Raw genomic sequence first — 16,861 nt, 5'->3', positions numbered from 1 at the left:
GGTTTGGTTGTAAGCGTCCGATCGGCCGTTGGCCCGCTGTGTGCGCCAGCGGTGCCGGTGTGGTGATCGGCGATGGGTGTGTGCTGCCTGTGTGCCTCCATCATAGGCAGCGGCCGACGGGGCGAAAAGCCCAGGCAACGATCGGGGTATCCCTGTGATTCACCTAAGTCCGGCGGCATAGCCTTGCATACAGACCCGTTCCAAGGGAATTGAAGGGAACGCGCCTTACTGTGCGAGGGACAAAGCACAGCTGTCGAATCAACCTGGCCCATGGGCCGAAGCTGCATGGAATCACTCAATCACACCCTGTTTCTCTGGCTCAACGCCCCGGCTGATCCCGCCCCCGCCACGGTTTGGCTGGCGATGTTCTTTGCGGAATGCATGATCTGGCTGGCGCCGCTCACGCTCGTGGCCTGCTGGCTGTGGGGCGAACCGGCCTCGCGCCGCCATGCCTTGCAGACGGCGTTGGCCACTGGGCTGGCGCTGCTCATCAGCGCGGGTTTCAGCCTGGTCTGGTACCACCCGCGGCCGTTCGAGATCAGCCTGGGGACCAACCTGCTGCCGCACGTGGCGGATTCATCATTCCCGAGCGACCACCTGACCGTGTGGTGGACGGTCGCGTTCAGCCTGATGTGGCATGCGCGCCTGCGCCGCGTGGGCGCGTGGCTCGCCCTGCTGGGCGTGCCGATGGCCTGGGCGCGCATTTACCTGGGGGTGCACTATCCGTTTGACATGCTGGGTGCGGCCGCTGTGTCGGCGTTGAGTGCCTGGCTGTGCAGCGGCCGCGTGGCGCACACATTGTCGGAGCCGCTGCACCGCCTCGGGCTGGCGGTGCACGGCGTGGTACTCGCACCGGCGGTGCGGCGCGGCTGGGTGCGCAAGTAAGCGCAAGTAAGCGCAAGTAAGCGCGACGGGCGCTCAGGCGTGCCGGCGCCACGCACGCCAGAACAGCACGAAGGCGAGCACCGTAGCACCCACGTTGTACAGCGTTGCCAGGGCGAAGGCGTGGCCATAGCGCGCAACGTGCTCGACCGAGCCCGCCGTATCCGCTGTACCGCCGCCTTCCACATGGCCGAGCAGCGAGAACAGCAGCACCCCCACCACCGTCACGCCCACCGCATTGCCGACCGCCTGCATGGTTGCTACCGCACCGGCGCCCATGCCGGCCTGTGAGGCCTGCACGCCGCTGAGGATCGTGTTGAGCGACAGCGGCAGCACCATGCCCTGCCCAAAGCCATTGAGCACCAGCGCCACCATCAGCAGCGGCAGCGGGCCGCCCGCTTGCGCCACCGTGGCCGACAGCGTGAGCCCCACTGCAAAGATCGCCACGCCCAGCAGCAGTGCGCGCTGCCCCATGCGCTCGGCCAGCCGCGGCCCTGACAGCGAGCCCGTGAAGAACGCAATGGCCGCCGGCGTGAACACCATCCCCGCCGACAATGCGGTCATCCCGTGGCCGAATTGCAGCAGGACGGTCAGCGCCAGGAAGTACGAGCTGATGGCCGTGTAGACGAGGAAGATCGCCAGCACGCCCATCACGAAGCTGCGGTTGGCAAACAGCGCGATCTCGATGATGGGCACGCGGCCCGCCGCCGACAGCGCCTGCTCATACCGCACGAAATGCCGGAACACCAGCAGCGACGCCAGCGGCACCGCCCATGACCACCACGGCCAGCCAAACTCGCGGCCCTGCATGATGGGCACCAGCAGCATGCCCAGCGCCACCGCACCGGCCATCGCCCCGTGCACATCCAGCCGCGCCGCCACCGGCGCACGTGACTCCGCGACGAACGCCCGCGCCGCCAGCAGCGCCGCAATGCCGATCGGCACGTTGACCAGAAACACCATGCGCCAGCCGCCAATGTCCGCTGCCAGCGGATGCGCGATCAGCCAGCCGCCCGCGAGCTGCGACAGCGACGCGGCTGCGCCCTGTACCGCGCCCATCACCCCGAACGCGCGCCGGCGCTCATCGCCGTCAAACAGCACGCGCGCGGTGGCCATCACCTGCGGCATCAGAATGGCGGCGCCCAGGCCCTGCGCCACGCGCATGGCAATCAGCATCCACGCGCTCGTCGCCAGCCCGCACAGGGCAGACGCCAGTGTGAACAACGCCATGCCTGCCAGGAACGTGCGCTTGCGCCCGAACAGGTCGCCCAGACGCGCACCGTTAAGCAGGAACACCGCATACGCCGCGCTGTAGCCCACCATCACGAGCTGGATTTCAGCAAAGCTGGCGTGCAGCCCGGTGCGGATGTCCGGAATCGCCACGTTGACGATGAACAGGTCGAGAATGGTGACAAAGTTGCCGGTCAGCAGTGCGGCCAGTGCAGGCCAGCGTCGTGCCGGTGAGGTTGACGTGGCTGCAAGGCCACCCGCGAGGGATTCCGTTGACATGGGTTGATCTCAATCATTAATATACGGTCGTACGTATACTAGGGAGCGATTCTCCCGCGTCAAGGTCCGATTGCGTTGACCTTACTCACAGATAGGGCTTAGCAAACACAGAGGGCATCACCATGAACGAGACCGACGGCCGGCGCGTGCGCGGCGAACGCGCGCGCGCCCAGGTGCTGGAGCACGCCACGACCATTGCCTCCACCGAGGGGCTGGAGGGTTTGACCATTGGCCGCGTCGCCACCGATGCAGGCGTGGGCAAGGGCAACATCCAGGTGCTGTTTGGCGACAAGGAAACGCTGCAGCTTGCCACGCTGGATGCAGGCGTCGTGCACTACCGCAACATGGTGGTGGAGCCAGCGCTGGCACTGGAGAGCCCGCTTGCCCGGCTGCGCGCGTTGACCGAGGGCTGGTTTGACTACGTCGCGGGCGGGCAGTCGCCGGGCGGGTGCTTCGTCTGTGCCGTCAGCTACGAATACCGTGCCCGCCCCGGCGCCATCCAGGATCGCGTGCGCGGCCATCGCGAGGCGGTGCGCGCGCGCTTTCGCGAGGCCATCGTCGCCGGTCAGGCCGCCGGTGAACTGCGCGCGGATCTGGACGTCGAGCAGCTCGTCTTCGAGATCGAATCCTTCCGCTCCAATGCCAACGTCGCCTTCCTGATGGGGGACATGACGGTGTTTGAGCGCGCGCGGCTCAGCACGCGGGCGCGCATCGACGCGGCGCTCGCCTGAGCACGACTTCTGGTGTCCATCGCGGTTATCACAGACAATAAGACATTAAATTTGTGATCGTTTGTGTCGTCTTCTGGCATTAAGGTCTTGGATTGTGTCAATCGGAGACCGACCAACGGCGTCTCAAATCTGTGTCGCAACGCCGAGTCTTGCGGCGCAGTAAAGTCAGCACCCGCGCAGCCGTCCCAAACAAGTCGAATAGGAATTTGCCAACATGAACTGGACCGCGACCCGACCGATCCGCGTGGTCGTGCTGGATGACCATGCGGTCGTCCGCCACGGCTTGGCCGCGCGCCTGAAGCAGGAGGCCGACATCGAGGTCAGCGGCATGTTCGCGTCGGGCCGGGAGGTGGTGCAGTCACTCAAGGACAGCACCGTCGAGGTGGACATCCTGCTGATGGACTACTCGCTCGGGCCTGCCGAGATCGACGGGCTGAACCTGATCCGCCTGATTCGCGTGCGCTACCCGGAGCTGAAGATCCTGGTGGCGTCTGCGCATCACAACAAGGCGACGGTGGGGCTGGTCATGCATGCCGGCGCGCGCGGGTTTGTGGGCAAGGAAGAAGAGCTGTCGGAACTGGTACGAGCCATCCGCACCGTGGCCGCAGGCGGCAAGCGGCTGAACGCCACGCTGGCCGCCGAGATGGAGCGCGATGCCCTGGCCGCCAATGCGCCGGCCCCGACGTCTGCGGTCGATGGCAATGCGCTCTCCGCGCTGGTCGACCGCCCCGAGTTGAGCCCGCGTGAGCGCGAAGTGCTGCGCTGCTGCCTGGACGGCATGTCCGTCTCCGATATTGCCGAGAAGTTCGCGCGCAGCATCAAGACCATCAGCTCGCAGAAGCAATCCGCTTATCGCAAGCTGGGCATCCGCACCGATACCGAACTCTTCAAGATCAAGCACGAGTTGGAGGGGCAGTGAGCGCCGGGCGGCGTCTTGCACGCTGCCTTGCCGGTTGGCTGCTTGCGATTGCAGCATGGCCGCTTGGGGCGACGGCACAACAGGCGCCGCAGTTCACGCCGGAAGAGCGCGCCTGGATGGCGCAGCACCCGGTGGTGCGCGTTGCGTACCGAGAGAACTGGAAGCCCTTCGAGTACGTCGAGCAAGGCAAGATCAAGGGGCTGGCCTCCAGCTATCTGGAGGCGATCAGCCGCGTGAGCGGTTTGCGCTTCAAGCCCGTGTTCATCGACAACTGGGGCGAAAGCCGCCAAGCGTTCTCCAAGGGCGAAGTCGACCTGCTGCCAAGCCTGTCCACGCTTGCCCCATCGGATGGTTTGAAGCAGCAACTGCTGCTGACGGACCCCTACTTCATGGGCGCCACGTTGGCGGTGGCTCGTGCCACGCAGCACCCGATCTTCCGCCTGAACGAACTGGATGGCATGACGGTCGCGCTCATCGGTGGTGGCGCCACCGAGATCCTCATGCGCGAGAAGCTGCCGCACAGCCACCTGCTGCTGTTCGAGTCGACGGACGCGGCCTTGCAAGCAGTGGCGGATGGCTCGGCGGAGGTTGCGGCCGCCACAAACTACGCCGCCGAACCGCTGCTGCGTCGCCGCTTTGTCGACGCGCTGCATATCTCGGGCGTCATCAGCGACCTGCCGGTGCCGCTCCACATGGGGGTGCGTGCGGATCAGCCACTGCTGCGCTCGATTCTGGACAAGTCATTGCATGCGCTCACAGCGGCCGAAACCGACGCCATCGAACAGCATTGGCTTGAGGTGGTGGACTACGGCGCCCCTTCGTACGGATCGATCCTGCGCTACCGGGCGCGTGAGCTGGCGCTGGTGGCCGCAGCGATTGTCGGCATCCTCTTCCTGGCATGGCGTGCGCGCGTGCAGCGCCAGCGTGCCGAGCGTAGCGAGCGGGAGAAGGCACGCTTCCTGGCTGTAATGAGCCATGAGATCCGTACGCCGATGAACGCCATCCTGTCATCGGTCGAACTGCTGCAGCGCACGCCGCTCGACGATAAACAGAAGCGCCTGACCGACGTGGCGACCACCGCCTCGCAGACGCTGCTGGTGCTGCTGGACGACGTGCTCGACATCTCCAAGCTGGAAGCCAAACGCGTCGAGCTTGAGCTGTTGCCGACATCGATCCTGCCGTGGATCAACGAAGCGCTGGATGTGGTGCGCTGGCGTGCCGAGCGCAAGGGGCTGGCACTCACGTTCATGAGCGGCGTTGATCCATCGCTGTGCCTGCGCATTGACCCGACGCGCACGCGGCAGGTTTTGCTGAACTTGTTGTCCAACGCCGTGAAGTTCACGGAGCAGGGCGGCGTGACGGTACGCATGTCTTACGTGCCGGCGGCCCGGCAGGGTATGGACGGTACGCTCACTATCGATGTGGCCGATACGGGCGTCGGCATTGCGCAGCAGGATCAGCACACCATCTTCAAGGCGTTCCAGCAGGCCGATTCCAGCACCACGCGGCGCTTTGGCGGGACGGGGCTGGGTTTGTCCATCGCACGTGAACTCGCGCGATTGATGGGCGGCAGCATTGAGGTGCAGAGCACGCCGGGCGCGGGCACGGTTTTCACCGTTACCCTTCCGGCGGCAGTGGCGACGGTGGAGGAAGCACACGCCGTGGCGGTACGCCCCGTTGCCGAACGCGCCACCACGATCGCGCCCGAGCCTGTCGGGTTGCCCGATGCCGTACCGCACACCGAGTCGCGCCAGGTTGTGTCTGCCCAAACCGGCAAGCTGCGCCCGCGCGTGCTCGTAGTGGACGATCAGCCGACCAACCTGATGGTGATCGAAGACCAGTTGCACGCGCTTGACTGCGATGTCGACCTCGCCGCCGACGGGACACAGGCGCTGGAGAAGTTCGCCGCGCACGCGTTTGACCTCATCCTGATGGATTGCTACCTGCCCGACATCGACGGCTACACGGTCACTGCACGTATTCGTGCACGCGAGGCAGATGCAGGCACACATACGCCCATCCTCGCCATCTCCGCCGCCGTTGACGAAGCGCACCAGCAGCGCGTGATGGAAAGCGGCATGGACGGCATGCTGACCAAGCCGATCCGCCTGGATGCGCTGCGCGAGATGATCGAGCTGTGGTGCGACGTCGGCAGCCATGACGACAGTGAGCGTACGCCGCGCGCGGCTGCATCCGCCCTGGCCGGCGAAGGCCGCGACCTGTGGTCGATCTATCTGGATTCGCTGGATGACGATCTGGAAAGCCTGGCTCACGCGCTGGATGCACGCGACCCGGCCGCGGCGCGCTACGTGGCGCACCGGATCAAGGGCGCAGCGCTGACGGTGGAGCAGGCGGCGATTGCCGAGCAGGCCCGCACGCTCGAAGCCACGCTGGTACAGGCCGGCACGATCCCGGCCGATGCTCCCGCTGCGCTGGCCGAACTGCGCAGCCAGCGCGACCAACTGCGCGCCGACAGCACCGTCGGCTGACCACCCTGCCGTTTGTCCTGCGCAGCGCCCTCAGGCGTTGTGCAGCACGCGCAGCAGCAGGTTTTCCAGTTGCTTGACCTCGGCCTGCGAGAACCCGCGCAGCAAGTGGTTCAACACATCGATGATCAAGGGCCGGATCTCCGGATACAGCGCGCGGCCTTGCTCCGTGAGCGAGACCACCACCGAGCGGCGGTCGGCGTCGCTCGGGGCACGCTTCACGATGTTCTTCTTCTCCAGCCGATCGATCAGCCGCGTCATCGCACCCGGATCGTAGTGCAGCAGGCGCGAGAGTTCGGCCGGCGTGGTGGCCAGGTCTTCTGCCAGGTAGATGACCACCATCCACTGCGCGGCAGTCAGATCAATCGACGCCAGCGCACCGTCAATATGCGTTACCAGCGCATGCCGGACTCGATGCACGAGTCGGCCGACGTTGGTGTCGCGATCCATGGTGTCGACTTGGTAGGCGCCTTCGACCATGCCACTGCTCGCGGCGGTGGCCTCTGGTGGAGTTTGTACGTCGGTGTTCATGGTGATGCTCCCCGTTCTACCGGTGATCCGGCTTGTAAGGCTCGCCATGCGTTCCCGTAACGCCGAGCGTGCTTCATTGCACACTAATCGTCGCTTGCCCAGGCCGTCAAGCCGGGATCGACACCAGGGCCGATCGTCAAATCACATTGGATACCGCTGCAAAACGATTGCGGCTGCCAAGGGGTGGGGTGGTTCGTATCATGGTTGAAACGTCGGGGCCGCAGCAGGTTCAACCCAAGTGGCGCGACGTGCCCGTCCTCCTCCAAATTCCATTTTTTACTGCCATGAACCTCCATCTTCAGAACAAGCTCGCCCTCGTGACCGGGTCCACCAAGGGCATCGGTTATGCCATTGCTGTAGCACTGGCTGCCGAAGGTGCCCGCGTCATCGTCAACGGCCGCACCGAGGCCTCGGTGTCCGACGCCATCAACCGCCTGCGCGCCGAGGTGCCCGATGCCCATGTCGAAGCCTTTGCCGGAGACCTGTCTGCGCCCGAACAGGTGGCGGCGCTGGTTGCCCGTTTTCCCAAGGTCGATGTGCTCGTCAACAACCTCGGCATCTTCGACCCCAAGCCGTTTGAAGAGATCGACGATGCCGAATGGCTGCGCTTCTTCAACGTGAACGTGATGAGCGGCGTGCGGCTCTCGCGTGTCTACCTCGGTGCCATGAAGGCGCAGAACTGGGGCCGCATCATCTTCATCAGCAGCGAGAGCGGCGTGCAGATTCCGGCCGAGATGATCCACTACGGCGTGACCAAGACGGCGTTGCTGGGCCTCTCGCGCGGGCTGGCCGAAGTGACCGCAGGCACCGCCGTCACCGTGAATGCCGTGCTGCCGGGGCCGACGCGTTCTGAAGGCGTGGATGAATTCGTGGGCAAGCTCTCGGGCGGTCAGAGCTTCGAGGCGTTCGAGAAGACCTTCTTCGAGACCGCGCGGCCCACGTCGCTCATCAAGCGCTTTGCCACGCCGCAGGAAGTGGCAAACCTCGTCGCCTACGTTGCCAGCCCGCTGTCGGCCGCCACCACGGGTGCAGCGCTGCGTGTGGATGGCGGGGTGGTGAAGTCGGCGTTCTAGGCTGTCGGCCCTGACGAATGCTCCATTCCCGCGCACCGGCCCGGCTTTTACGCTGGCCGTGTCGCTGGTGCGTGCCGAGCGTGTTCTCGCCCAGGTGTCAGCGGCTTCCATCCACCGATTGGAGTGACCGCCATGTCCACCTGCACTGTCTACGGAACCAAGCCCAGCAACGGCCCCAGCCAACTGGCAGCACAAGCCGCCCGAGACAACGTCAACCGGGCCCACGCGGGCTGGGCGGTAGCGCTGGCGTACAACGCCGGCACGACGACCGCGACGTACACCTCGGCCGTCGCGACCGCCAATCCGCTGGAGACCGCCTTTGGCGCAGAGTTTCCTGGCTAGACGGTGGTCGGCCACTGAGGCTGTGAATCGCCCGCCATGTGTCGCCAAAGCGCCTCGGCGGGTCTTCGCCTTCGCAAGAAACATTGCAATTGCATGCCAGCCCGACACAATGGAAGTCGGATCGACTTTCGAGGGTTGGGATGCAGGGCAGGCAGGCGGTGAGCAGCAATCGGCAAGGGCGTTGGTCAGCGTGGCTGGGTGTCGTCGCGTTGGCGTTCGGGGCCGTTGCGGCCCATGCACAGCCCGCCGATTCCCCGGACCCGCAGATCGCCTTCTACTACGGCCGCGATGTGCCGGCCCCCGAACTGCAGGCCTTCGATTGGGTGGTGCTCGATCCGGCAACGGCCGGCACGTTCGACCCGAAGCAGCCATCGCCCACGCTGTGGCTGGCGCGCGTGGACCTGACACAGCAGACCGAGGCGATGCGCGACGGTACGTGGCCAGCCAATGTGATCGATCAGGTTGTTGCGCCGTTGCTCGCGCAGGGCTATCAGGGCTTTCTGCTCGATGGGCTTGATACGCTCGCGGCCAGAACGCCGGGCGCCGGCAATGCGGTGGCCGCACTGGTACAGGCCCTGCATGCACGTGTACCGCAGGCCAAGCTGCTTGCGGGCGGTACCGCATGGCTCGATACGCTGGCGCCGCAGTTGTCTGGCGTGGTCACGCCCGGCCTCGTGCGTGAGCGCACAGGCGGTGGCGAAGGCCTGCAGGACGTGAACGATGCCGATCGCACGGCCCGCATCGCCGCGCTGCGCAGCATCGGCACGCAATACCACCTGCCCGCTGTCGCACTGGACTACTGCACCAGCTACAACCGCACCTGCCTGCGCGAGACCGCCAACGTGGCGCGCGCCGCAGGCGTGACCAGCTACGCCACCACGCCCGGCGCGGATTTCATCGGCATCGGTCGCCTGGAAGTCATGCCGCGCCGCGTGCTGCTGGTCGAGCCGCAAGAGCCCGGTACCAGCACCAATACCCTGCCAGTCGTGCTTTATCTGGCCATGCCCATCAACTACCTCGGCTATCGCGTTGAGTTTGCCGATGGGTACAAGCCGTTGCCCACCGTCACACCCGACCGCTACGCCGGCGTGGTCACGTGGTTCGATGCCAATTCACCGCGCCCTGGCGCCTGGGCGTCATGGCTCAAGCGCACCATCAATGCCGGTGTGCGCGTGGCGATGTTCAACGAGTTTGGCCTGAACATGGATGCATCAACGGCGCAGACGCTGGGTCTGAAGACCGTGCCGGGTACGCCTTCGGGGCCGTTGTCGATCGTTGCGCGTGATCCGATGGTCGGTTTCGAACTGCAACCGCACCCCGAGCGGCGCGATGCCGTGGGCGTGCAGGTCGACCCACGGGCGCCGGGTGCGCAGTCGCTGCTGCGCTTGTCCGCGGGTGACTACACCTTCGATGCGGCCGCCATCACGCCGTGGGGCGGCTATGTGTTACGCCCATTTGGCGTGTTCCGCATGCCCGACGTGGATCAGGCGCGCTGGGTGATCCAGCCGCTGGATTTTCTGCGCCGCGCACTCGCGTTGCCCCCTATGCCGGTGCCCGATACCACCACCGAAAACGGTCGCCGCCTGATGACCGTGCATATCGACGGCGACGGCTTTGCCTCGCGCACCGAGTTCCCGCCGGGCGAGTTCTCCGGCCAGGCGCTGCTGCGAGAGATTTTCGAGCGCTACAAGGTGCCAACCACCGTGTCGATCATCGAGGGCGAGGTGGCATCCAACGGCATGTACCCCAAGCTCACGCCGCAACTCGAGCCCATCGCGCGCAGCATCTTTGCGCAGCCGTATGTGGAGCTGGCAAGCCACACGTTCTCGCACCCGTTCAACTGGCTGCGCACGGCTGATGCACCCACGTCTGCGCAGGCTGCGCAAGAGGAGGGCGCTGACGCTTTCGGGTTGAAGATCCCCAGCTACCGCTTCAACTTCGACCGCGAGATCGCCGGCTCCATCGACTACATCAACACCAAGCTGGCGCCGGCGGGCAAGCGCGTGAAGGTGCTGCTGTGGAGCGGCAACGGCCAGGTGCCGCCGATTGCCGTGCAGAAGACCGTGGAGGCCGGCGTGCTCAACATGAACGGCGGCGACACGTACATCACGCGCTCCAACCCGAGCTGGACCGCTATCGCCCCATTGGGTGTGGACAAGGGCAATGGCCTGTTCCAGGTGTTCGCGCCCGAGCAGAACGAGAACATCTACACCAACCTCTGGCACGGCCCGTACTACGGCTTCTCGCGCGCCATCGAAACGTTCGAGCTGACCGACAAGCCCTATCGCTTCAAGCCGCTCGGCATCTACTACCACATGTACTCAGGCACCAAGCTGGCCTCGCTGGCTGCGCTGCGGCAGGTGTATGACTGGGCGCTCACGCAGCCGGTCATGCCCGTCTACGCGTCTGACTACATCCACAAGGTGCTCGACTTCCGCAGCTTTGCCGTTGCGCGCGATGGCGATGCCTGGGTCGTGCGCGGCAATGGTGATCTGCGTACCGTGCGCTGGACCGGCGCGGGTGCGCCACGCTTGGCCGATGCGCGCGATGTGGCTGGCTACGTGGCCGGCCCCGGCGGCACCTATATCCACCTGACCAGCGGCTCGGCGCGCTTCACACTGGACAGCGCCCAGCAAGCGCAGCCCTACGTGCGCGATGCCAGTGGCCGGCTGTCGAACTGGCGGCGCGGCGCAGATGGCCGCTCGTTGTCCGTTGACGTGGCGGGCTATACGCGCCCGTTCATCCGTTTTGCCAACGCCGCACGTTGTCGTGCAACTGTGGATGGCCGCGAGGTCACCGGCGCGCACGGCACCGACTGGCGTATCGACCTCGGTACAGGCAACCCGGCCAAGCTGGTCCCTCAGCGCGTTGAGCTGAGCTGCGGCGGTTGATGCCAGCGGTCCCTAGGGCAGCGGCACACCCCAGGCCTGCGTGACGTTGCCGCCCAGTCGCCACTCATGGAAGGCGCGCCGCGTGGCGATCAGAGGCGGCAGGCGTGTGTCGTGCTGGCTGGCATAGTAGGGCTCCATCCACGACAGCTCATCCTGGAAGGTCCACGGAAACAGGTCTTGCTTGATGGGGCTCACGGTGCGGAAGCTGTTTGGATCCTGCACCGCGCGCGTGACGAGGTCTGCCAGCCGGCCGATCGCGTGCTGGTTTTCGGCATACAGGTCGATGTTGCGTGGCCTGACCAGTTCGGCCGTGAACACCAGTGGCAGCAGCGCGAACGTGTGGTAGTGCAAGGCCCGGTCCCCGCGTTTGAGTTCGCGCTGCAGCTCGCCATGCGGGCCGATGTCGCGGATGCCGTCCCGCACGCGGGCGATGCCATCGTCCACCAGGTCCCCCCGACGTGCCGCCGTGCCGATGGCCACCAGGTTGAGCCCGGCCCAGTACGTCAGATTGTTGTGCAGGCTGTTGATCTCCTGCGCATCGCGGGTGGCGATGGCGATGCGGGTGAGCCAGTTGTCGATGGTGGCGGCGCGCGCAGCGTCGAGGCGCCCAAGCTTTTGCGCCCGCATGCGTACCAGCGCGAAATCCGTCCCTGCCCACGAGCGCTCGTAGTAGCCCTGGTAGCCGGTGATCGGCCCCATCAATGCATCGCCCTGCGCCCAGCCCTCAAGCAGATCGATCGTGCAGGCCCAGTCGCCGGCCTCGGCGGCTTTGTTGAGCCGGTCGATGTAGGCGCGCATCGGTTTGACGGCTTGTTGGTAACCGGCGGGATCGTCGTAGAAACCCGGCGGGTCGATCGTATGCTCAGCCGGCGGCACTACGCAGGCGGCCTGGACGATCGGCATCGCGCACAGCAAAGCTGCGGCGGTGAATGCGAGGGCGATGCCGTGGCGTAGCGGTTGGCGTGTGCGCATGTCGTGTCCTGGCTTGTGTTGGGCGAAAGCGTGGGCGGTCAGAGCATTCTAGGCAGGCGGCTGCCCGCTGTCTGGCTCACCGGACACTGTCCGGTTTGTTGGACAAAGGCGACTGTTAAACGTTTGCGCTCAAGCTTTTCCCCGATGATCCGTTGTTAACCCGACAGCCGATCACCAGGAAAAAGCAATGCGAACGCCCCCTCGCCACTCCGCCTCTGAACCCGCCGCCAGCCTCGGCACGCGATTGGCCGTCATCGGCCTGATTGCCCTGGTGCTGGTGTTCGGTGCCTTTGCGCTGGCGAACTCGCATTCGAGCCTGCGCACGCTCGAAGCCAACGCGCAATCGGCCATGCGTGACCAGGAGGCCGCCATGCGCGACATGATCGCGCTCTTCGACGGCGCCATGCGCACCGAGGCCGACCGCTTCCTCACCGCCTTTGCCGATGCCGCCCCCGGCCCCTACAGCGTCGACCCCGCGCAGACCGTGGAAGTGGCCGGCAAGCCCACGCCCACCTTCAAGAGCGGCGACACGGCGCTGAACCTGAACTACACCGTGCCGGACAAGTTCTTCGCGCGCACCGGCGGCACCATTGCCACCGTGTTCGCCCGCACCGGGGACGACTTCGTGCGCGTGACGACCTCACTCAAGAAGGAAAACGGTGAACGCGCCATCGGCACGCTGCTCGATCGCGCCCACCCCAGCTACAAGGCGCTGATGGCTGGCGAGCCGTTCCGTGGCCTGGCATGGCTGTTCGGCGTGCCCTACATGAGCAAGTACGAACCGGTGCGCGATGCGTCTGGCAAGGTGGTCGGCGCGCTGTACGTGGGCGTGGACGTGCGCAGCGAACTGGCGCTGCTCAAGGACAAGATCCGCGCGCACACCATCGGCAAGACCGGCGGTTACTTCGTCATCGACGGCAAGCCTGGCGCCGACCAGGGCAAGGTGCTGATCGACCGCAACACGGCGCGCGAAGGCAAGAACCTGCTCGATGGCAAGGACACCGCCGGCCAGGCCTGGGTGCGCGAGATGATCGAGCAGAAGGACGGCATCCTGCGCCATACGCTGGCCGACACCGAAGGCGGCACCACGCGTGAGCGCTTCACCGTTTTCTCGCAGTATCCGGACTGGAAGCTGGTGATTGCCGGCACGGCCTACGTGGATGAACTGGAGGCCGATCTGATCGCTGCCCGCAACCGGTTCCTGCTGCTGGGCCTGGCGCTGGGCGCGCTGCTGGCCGCCGGCCTGTGGTGGATGCTGCGCCGTGCGGTGAGCATGCCGCTGGCCGAAGTAGTGACCGTGGCCGAACGCGTGGCCGCCGGTGATCTGACGCACCGCTTGCCCGCCACCCGCCGCGACGAGATCGGCCAGTTGATGCGCGCCATCAACGGTGTCGGCGATGGCCTCTCGGGCATTGTCGACAAGGTGCGCGCCAGTGCTTCCACCATCGCCTCCAGCACGGGTCAGATCGCCGCGGGCAACGCAGACCTTTCCGCACGTACCGAGGCACAGGCCGGCAGCCTGGAGCGCACGGCATCGAGCATCGAGGAGCTGGCCGCCACCGTGCGCCAGAACGCTGACAGCGCACAGCATGCGCACGACATGGTGCAGTCCGCCAGCCAGGCGGCCAACGCGGGCGGGCAGACCGTCGAGCGCCTGGTCGGCACGATGTCGGGCATCCACACCACCGCACAGAAGATTGCCGACATCACCGGCATCATCGACGGCATCGCTTTCCAGACCAACATCCTGGCGCTGAACGCTGCCGTGGAAGCTGCCCGCGCCGGCGAGCAGGGCCGCGGCTTTGCCGTGGTGGCGGGCGAGGTGCGCAGCCTGGCGCAACGCAGCGCCGCCGCCGCCAAGGAGATCAAGGCGCTCATCACCCGCTCGGTGGATGAAGTCCAGGCCGGCAACGAAGCCGCGCGTGGTGCGGGGGACGCCATGCAGGACATCGTCACGCGTGTGGAGCGCATCGCCGGCTTCATGGGGGAGATCAGCCATGCCTCGCGCGAGCAGTCGCAGGGCATTGAAGAGGTCAATCAGGCCGTGACGTCGATGGACGAGGTGACGCAGCAGAACGCTGCGCTGGTGGAGGAGGCTGCCGCCGCGGCCGAGAGCCTGCGTCAACAGGCCCAGGAGCTGCGCGGCGCGGTGGATGTGTTCCGGTTGGCTTGAGCAGGGGACGGTGGCGGAAGATTGAGGAAGCGTTGCAGTTGGTAAAAGGTCGGGTGGTGAATCTGTGCAAACCTGTACGTCGCGGAACTCGTGTCCTGCCCAGGCACTCGCACCACGGAATCAGCCAGCCATTTGCAACGCAACGTGACGGGACACCCCGGAGCGTGCGCGCCTCAGTCCATGTCCTCCGTAGGTCAAGCCTTTCATTCAGTGGTCGCGATCGACGACCACCCCCTCGTTCTGGAATCCATTCAAGCGCTGCTTGCCGGGTCGCCGTATCTGCGCCTGGTCGCCACCGCGACTGATGGCGCGGAAGGGCTGCAACTGATCCGCTCGGCGCGCCCCAAGCTGGCGATCATCGACATCAATCTGCCCAGCCTGGACGGCCTTGAGCTGGTGCGGCGGATTCGCGCGCAACGCCAGGACATCGGCATCGTGACGATCTCGTCGGAAAGCGCAGACGACAACGCGCGGCTGGCCTTCCTGGCCGGCGCGAATGCCTACGTCGAGAAGTCGGAAACCACCTCTGTCCTGTCGGCGGCCCTGCTGTTGGCCGCACGCGGGTATCTCTCGTTTCCCCATGCAGCGATGGGCCCCTCGGAAGGCGCGGGCCTGGCAACGCTGACCAAACGGGAGTTGCGCGTGAACCAGCTGCTCGCGCAAGGCTACGGGAACACGGAGATCGCCCAGCGCCTCGGCATCTCGCCGAAGACGGTCTCGACCTTCAAGCACCGTATCTCCAAAAAGGTCGGGCTGACTGCCTGACCACTGACGCTCGCACGACGTTGCGCCGGCAGACACGCGTTCTGCGGCGGCGCGAGCGCCTAATCTTTTCGACACCACCAGTACACTGCGGTAGCTGTAAGGCCATCGGGTGCGCAGGCATGCGCGCAGGCAAAAAAAAGGCCGCTTTTTCAAGCGGCCTTTAAAGTCGATATGAAGCTGTGAAACTGTAATTCAAGCTTCGGGCGAATCATAATCGAAAACACGTGATCTGAAATATTTTATTTTTTGTCGTCTATCGGATTATTTTTCCTGATTTGTGGATTAGAGCTTGCCGACTTCAGGATTATTCCGATGTAAGCCATGCTTACGCTGATTTTATTTGTTTCGTAAGTCATTGAGAATGCTGGGATATTTTTTGCTAGCGCTTTAGGTTTCATATTCGCCACAGCTTGATCTCGTTAATTGTTAAATGCATTCCTTGGGGATACATAATTGCCGCATCGCAATTCCCCGCGATAGTGTTTTTCAAGGAAAACGATATGAAGATCAAGCTGTTTGCGGCGGCAGCCGCATCCCTGGTTTCGGCCGGCGCATTTGCTCAATCGAGCGTCACTTTGTACGGCGTGGTCGACGCTGGCGTTGAGTGGGTGAACAAGGCACCAGGCAACGGCGGCTCGCGTGCGGCCATGCAGTCGGGCGGTATGTCGGGTTCGCGTTGGGGCCTGCGTGGCGTTGAAGACCTGGGCGGCGGCCTGAAGGGCATCTTCAACCTGGAAAGCGGCTTCAACATCGACGACGGTCGTATGGGCCAGGGCGATCGCCTGTTCGGCCGTAACGCCTACGTCGGTCTGCAAGGCCAGTGGGGCCAACTGACCCTGGGTCGCCAGCAGAACCTGCTGTATGACTTCGCGCTCCAGTACGACCCGATGGCGACTGCACGCTACTCGATCGCCTCGCAAGACAACGCGATGGTCGGTCGTGCTGATAACGCCGTGAAGTACATCGGTACGTTCGGTGGTCTGACCGCCTCGGCGCTGTACTCGATGCGCAACGACGGCCAAGAGATTGCCGGCAACTACAAGCAAGGTCGTGAGTGGAGCGCTGGTCTGAACTACGCAGCCGGCCCGTTCGCGCTCGGCGCGGTGTATGACGAAACGAACGGCAACACGGCTGCGCTGGCGGATGCCAAGGTGCAACGCGCGACCATCGCCGGCACGTACGTCTACGGCCCGGCCAAGCTGTACGCAGGCTACCGCTGGCGCAACGCCAGCCACCTGCTGGCTGCTGACGAGTCGTCCTCGCGCTCGAACATGTACTGGCTGGGCGCTGGCTACCAAGCCACGCCGGCGCTGACGCTGACGGGCACCGCCTACTATCAGAACTACAAGACGAGCGGCACGGGCAATCCGTGGCTGTTTGTTGTGGGTAGCGACTATGCCCTGTCCAAGCGCACCGACGCTTACCTGAACCTGGCCTATGCCAAGAACAGCAGCGGTTCGGCACTGGGCGTGGCCGGTATGGGTGATGTGTACACGGTGCCTGCGACGGCAACGTCCCCGGCAGATACCAGCAACCAAATGGGCGCCATGGTCGGCATCCGTCACAAGTTCTAATCGACTCGCGTTG

At 65.1% G+C, this 16,861-nt stretch carries 13 protein-coding genes; 10 read left to right on the top strand and 3 right to left on the bottom strand.

Translation table 11 applies throughout. The features are described 5' to 3' along the window. Nucleotides 1–285 precede the first annotated feature (285 nt). Nucleotides 286–885, top strand: a complete 600-nt coding sequence (locus ACS13N_RS06340) for an undecaprenyl-diphosphatase (RefSeq protein WP_438930865.1) — start codon at nt 286–288, stop codon at nt 883–885. A 33-nt stretch (nt 886–918) separates the two neighbouring features. On the opposite strand, the gene ACS13N_RS06335 is transcribed toward ACS13N_RS06340, so the two are convergent. Beyond that, nucleotides 919–2,391 carry an MFS transporter gene (locus tag ACS13N_RS06335; RefSeq protein WP_438930864.1) on the bottom strand — a complete coding sequence of 491 codons (1,473 nt, stop codon included), beginning with the start codon at nt 2,389–2,391 and terminating at the stop codon, nt 919–921. A 122-nt stretch (nt 2,392–2,513) separates the two neighbouring features. On the opposite strand from ACS13N_RS06335, the gene ACS13N_RS06330 reads away from it, so the two are divergent. From ACS13N_RS06330 to ACS13N_RS06320, 3 genes are all read left to right on the top strand, one after another. After that, entirely contained in the window at nt 2,514–3,122 is a 609-nt protein-coding gene (locus ACS13N_RS06330; RefSeq protein WP_438930863.1) for a TetR/AcrR family transcriptional regulator, read from the top strand. 214 nt (nt 3,123–3,336) lie between these two features. Further along, nucleotides 3,337–4,041, top strand: a complete 705-nt coding sequence (locus ACS13N_RS06325) for a response regulator (protein ID WP_438930862.1) — start codon at nt 3,337–3,339, stop codon at nt 4,039–4,041. Further along, entirely contained in the window at nt 4,038–6,530 is a 2,493-nt protein-coding gene (locus ACS13N_RS06320; protein WP_438930861.1) for an ATP-binding protein, read from the top strand. The genes ACS13N_RS06325 and ACS13N_RS06320 overlap by 4 nt, the downstream gene beginning before the upstream one ends. A 30-nt stretch (nt 6,531–6,560) precedes the next feature. Here the strand turns inward: ACS13N_RS06320 and ACS13N_RS06315 are convergent, their stop codons facing one another. Then, nucleotides 6,561–7,058 carry a MarR family winged helix-turn-helix transcriptional regulator gene (locus ACS13N_RS06315; RefSeq protein ID WP_438930860.1) on the bottom strand — a complete coding sequence of 166 codons (498 nt, stop codon included), beginning with the start codon at nt 7,056–7,058 and terminating at the stop codon, nt 6,561–6,563. Nucleotides 7,059–7,342: 284 nt separating this feature from the next. Here ACS13N_RS06315 and ACS13N_RS06310 point away from each other — a divergent pair, with 284 nt between their 5' ends. The 3 genes from ACS13N_RS06310 (at nt 7,343) to ACS13N_RS06300 (ending at nt 11,364) form a co-directional block, all read left to right on the top strand. Next, on the top strand, nt 7,343–8,131 hold the full coding sequence (locus tag ACS13N_RS06310) for an SDR family NAD(P)-dependent oxidoreductase (RefSeq protein ID WP_438930859.1): 789 nt from the start codon (nt 7,343–7,345) through the stop codon (nt 8,129–8,131). 132 nt (nt 8,132–8,263) lie between these two features. Then, complete coding sequence (locus tag ACS13N_RS06305; protein WP_438930858.1) at nt 8,264–8,473, top strand: hypothetical protein; 210 nt, start codon at nt 8,264–8,266, stop codon at nt 8,471–8,473. 140 nt (nt 8,474–8,613) lie between these two features. Beyond that, nucleotides 8,614–11,364: a polysaccharide deacetylase family protein gene (locus tag ACS13N_RS06300; RefSeq protein ID WP_438930857.1), complete on the top strand. Its 2,751-nt coding sequence runs from the start codon at nt 8,614–8,616 to the stop codon at nt 11,362–11,364. A 12-nt stretch (nt 11,365–11,376) separates the two neighbouring features. Here the strand turns inward: ACS13N_RS06300 and ACS13N_RS06295 are convergent, their stop codons facing one another. Next, complete coding sequence (locus ACS13N_RS06295; RefSeq protein WP_438930856.1) at nt 11,377–12,336, bottom strand: alginate lyase family protein; 960 nt, start codon at nt 12,334–12,336, stop codon at nt 11,377–11,379. A gap of 187 nt (nt 12,337–12,523) precedes the next feature. On the opposite strand from ACS13N_RS06295, the gene ACS13N_RS06290 reads away from it, so the two are divergent. The 3 genes from ACS13N_RS06290 to ACS13N_RS06280 all read left to right on the top strand — a co-directional run bounded on the left by ACS13N_RS06290 (nt 12,524) and on the right by ACS13N_RS06280 (nt 16,848). Further along, nucleotides 12,524–14,509, top strand: a complete 1,986-nt coding sequence (locus ACS13N_RS06290; protein ID WP_438930855.1) for a methyl-accepting chemotaxis protein — start codon at nt 12,524–12,526, stop codon at nt 14,507–14,509. A 210-nt stretch (nt 14,510–14,719) separates the two neighbouring features. Further along, nucleotides 14,720–15,274, top strand: a complete 555-nt coding sequence (locus ACS13N_RS06285) for a response regulator transcription factor (RefSeq protein WP_438930854.1) — start codon at nt 14,720–14,722, stop codon at nt 15,272–15,274. A gap of 500 nt (nt 15,275–15,774) precedes the next feature. Beyond that, entirely contained in the window at nt 15,775–16,848 is a 1,074-nt protein-coding gene (locus ACS13N_RS06280) for a porin (RefSeq protein ID WP_438930853.1), read from the top strand. The last annotated feature ends 13 nt before the right edge of the window (nt 16,849–16,861 follow it).

Origin of the sequence: Ralstonia sp. 24A2 (genome assembly GCF_051783885.1) — a bacterium.
Taxonomy (GTDB): domain Bacteria; phylum Pseudomonadota; class Gammaproteobacteria; order Burkholderiales; family Burkholderiaceae; genus Ralstonia.
The sequence above is the reverse complement of the archived record's forward strand: the minus strand, read 5'-3'. Positions and strand labels throughout refer to the sequence as shown.

What these genes read in the sequence shown, in the direction of transcription:
- ACS13N_RS06340 (WP_438930865.1), top strand. Translation starts at nt 286, where the DNA reads ATGGAATCACTCAATCACACCCTGTTTCTCTGGCTCAACGCCCCGGCT.
- ACS13N_RS06335 (WP_438930864.1), bottom strand. Translation starts at nt 2,391, where the DNA reads ATGTCAACGGAATCCCTCGCGGGTGGCCTTGCAGCCACGTCAACCTCA.
- ACS13N_RS06330 (WP_438930863.1), top strand. Translation starts at nt 2,514, where the DNA reads ATGAACGAGACCGACGGCCGGCGCGTGCGCGGCGAACGCGCGCGCGCC.
- ACS13N_RS06325 (WP_438930862.1), top strand. Translation starts at nt 3,337, where the DNA reads ATGAACTGGACCGCGACCCGACCGATCCGCGTGGTCGTGCTGGATGAC.
- ACS13N_RS06315 (WP_438930860.1), bottom strand. Translation starts at nt 7,058, where the DNA reads ATGAACACCGACGTACAAACTCCACCAGAGGCCACCGCCGCGAGCAGT.
- ACS13N_RS06310 (WP_438930859.1), top strand. Translation starts at nt 7,343, where the DNA reads ATGAACCTCCATCTTCAGAACAAGCTCGCCCTCGTGACCGGGTCCACC.
- ACS13N_RS06305 (WP_438930858.1), top strand. Translation starts at nt 8,264, where the DNA reads ATGTCCACCTGCACTGTCTACGGAACCAAGCCCAGCAACGGCCCCAGC.
- ACS13N_RS06300 (WP_438930857.1), top strand. Translation starts at nt 8,614, where the DNA reads ATGCAGGGCAGGCAGGCGGTGAGCAGCAATCGGCAAGGGCGTTGGTCA.
- ACS13N_RS06295 (WP_438930856.1), bottom strand. Translation starts at nt 12,336, where the DNA reads ATGCGCACACGCCAACCGCTACGCCACGGCATCGCCCTCGCATTCACC.
- ACS13N_RS06290 (WP_438930855.1), top strand. Translation starts at nt 12,524, where the DNA reads ATGCGAACGCCCCCTCGCCACTCCGCCTCTGAACCCGCCGCCAGCCTC.
- ACS13N_RS06280 (WP_438930853.1), top strand. Translation starts at nt 15,775, where the DNA reads ATGAAGATCAAGCTGTTTGCGGCGGCAGCCGCATCCCTGGTTTCGGCC.